Raw genomic sequence first — 1,912 nt, forward strand, 5'->3', positions numbered from 1 at the left:
CAAGAGCAGTTATTAAGACAGGCTAGGCATCGAATAAGAAAATACGATTTAAGTCAACTTTATTCCTTCGAATATATATTTAAACCTGATTACATTGATGATGAAGATAAATTAAAGTTAACTTTTAACTTTAATGATAAGTCTATTTTAAAAAATAGAGTATATGCATTGATTGGTAATAATGGTGTAGGAAAGACACAATTGGTATCAAAATTACCTTGTGATATCGCCAATGATAATAAAAATTTATTCTCAGGTAAAGTTCCACTATTTAGTAAGATAATAGCCGTTTCATACAGTATATTTGATAAATTTTCTATTCCTGAAAATTCATCTAAAATAAATTACATCTATTGTGGATTAAGAAAAAAATAAAAACAAAGAAAGTTATATATCAGAAGAAGAGTTAAAAACTCGTTTCTTCAAGTCCATGAAAAATATTATATACAAAGATAGGTTAATAAGTTGGATGCATATTAATAGTGAGTTTTTCACACCTGAATTAATAGCTACTTGGATAAAAACCGTTTCAAATTCATCAACCAATAGTATTGACTATGAAATTAATCGTATTGAATTAGAAAAATCAATAAAAAAATTAAGCTCAGGGCAAGCTATTTTCTTATATATTATGACTGAAATTATTGCTAATATAAGATATGACTCATTAATAATTTTTGATGAACCAGAAACACACTTACCCCCTAATGCCATATCTCAGTTAATTAATAGCATTCACTCTCTTGCTGATCAATTTAAATCTTACTGTATAATAGCAACCCATTCTCCAATTATTGTTCAAGGGATTTTATCTAAAAATATTTTTGTCATAAAAAATGAAAATAAAGTATTAAGTGTAACACATCCATCGCTGGAAACATTTGGTGAAAACTTGTCAAAAATTACTGATGATATTTTCGGTGCGAGAGATACACCACAATATTTTAGAAAAAAAATAGAAGATCAAATTAAAATTGGATATAGTATTGATGATATTAGAAAATCCATTCAATCTGATGGAGTTCCTCTTAGTTTAAATCTTTCCATTTTATTACAAAACATGGAGATCAAAAATAATGATTAACTTAACTCCATATTCTGATTCTAGTATCTCTTTTTTACGTTCAATTATTAACTCAAAAAATAGAGGAGATTATAAAGATAGAATATCTAATTTATTTAATTCATTAAATACCTATTATCAAAATTATGATACATCTTTTGATAATAATACTTTAAATCTTATTCAACAATCGCTTATTTTTTCAGATTTAGAAAAAAAAGATTTACTCAAACTATATAATTATAGTTCAAAACCATTTGCAAATTTTAAGAATCAATTATTAAAATTACCAAATGGTAGAGATATGGATACTTGTCAGTATTGCACTTTAAATAGCGTAAATACATTAGATCATATTATTCCTAAAGAAAATTATCCTGAATATGCAGTACATCCTAAAAATTTATTTCCAGCTTGTAGTCAATGCAACAGCAAAAAATCAAATAAATGGTTAGATAATAATAATAACTTTGAGTTTATAAACTTATATTCACATGACCTACCCAATTTACAATATCTTTTTGCAAACATTAATTTAATTGGTAATACTTTCAATGTTAACTTTGAATTAAGAAATGAAAATAACATTAATGAAGATATTTTCATGCTAATTGAAAGACATTATATCAATCTTGATTTGTTAAATAGATTTAAATCAAAATCAAATGAAAAAATAGCACAATTTGAAAATATCATAATTTCAAACATAGAGAGTTTTGATATACCTCTTTCTTCTGCACTAAACTCTGCTCTAGCTGCAGTTAATAAGAGTAGACTTATTTTTGGGGCAAATCATTGGGAACAAATATTATACCTTGGATTAATAAACGGCTCTGCATTTAGAACTTA

General features: G+C 25.4%; 2 protein-coding genes and 1 pseudogene. All 3 read left to right on the plus strand.

Annotated features, from left to right (window positions below):
* Positions 1-375, plus strand: a pseudogene (locus AACU98_RS00965) (hypothetical protein); the annotation flags it as partial.
* 94 nt (positions 376-469) lie between these two features.
* The gene (locus AACU98_RS00970) at positions 470-1,084 is read left to right on the plus strand and encodes an AAA family ATPase (protein WP_202611343.1); all 615 of its coding nucleotides are present in this window, start codon (positions 470-472) and stop codon (positions 1,082-1,084) included.
* A partial coding sequence (locus AACU98_RS00975) for an HNH endonuclease (protein ID WP_161735357.1) occupies positions 1,077-1,912 on the plus strand: 836 nt, incomplete at its 3' end. The genes AACU98_RS00970 and AACU98_RS00975, both read left to right, overlap by 8 nt.

The sequence above is a fragment of the Proteus sp. G4380 genome, from assembly GCF_963885725.1.
Taxonomy (GTDB): Bacteria; Pseudomonadota; Gammaproteobacteria; order Enterobacterales; family Enterobacteriaceae; genus Proteus; species Proteus mirabilis.

Bases quoted from the DNA above. Each gene is read 5' to 3' on its own strand.
- AACU98_RS00970 (WP_202611343.1), top strand. From the start codon at position 470: ATGCATATTAATAGTGAGTTTTTCACACCTGAATTAATAGCTACTTGG.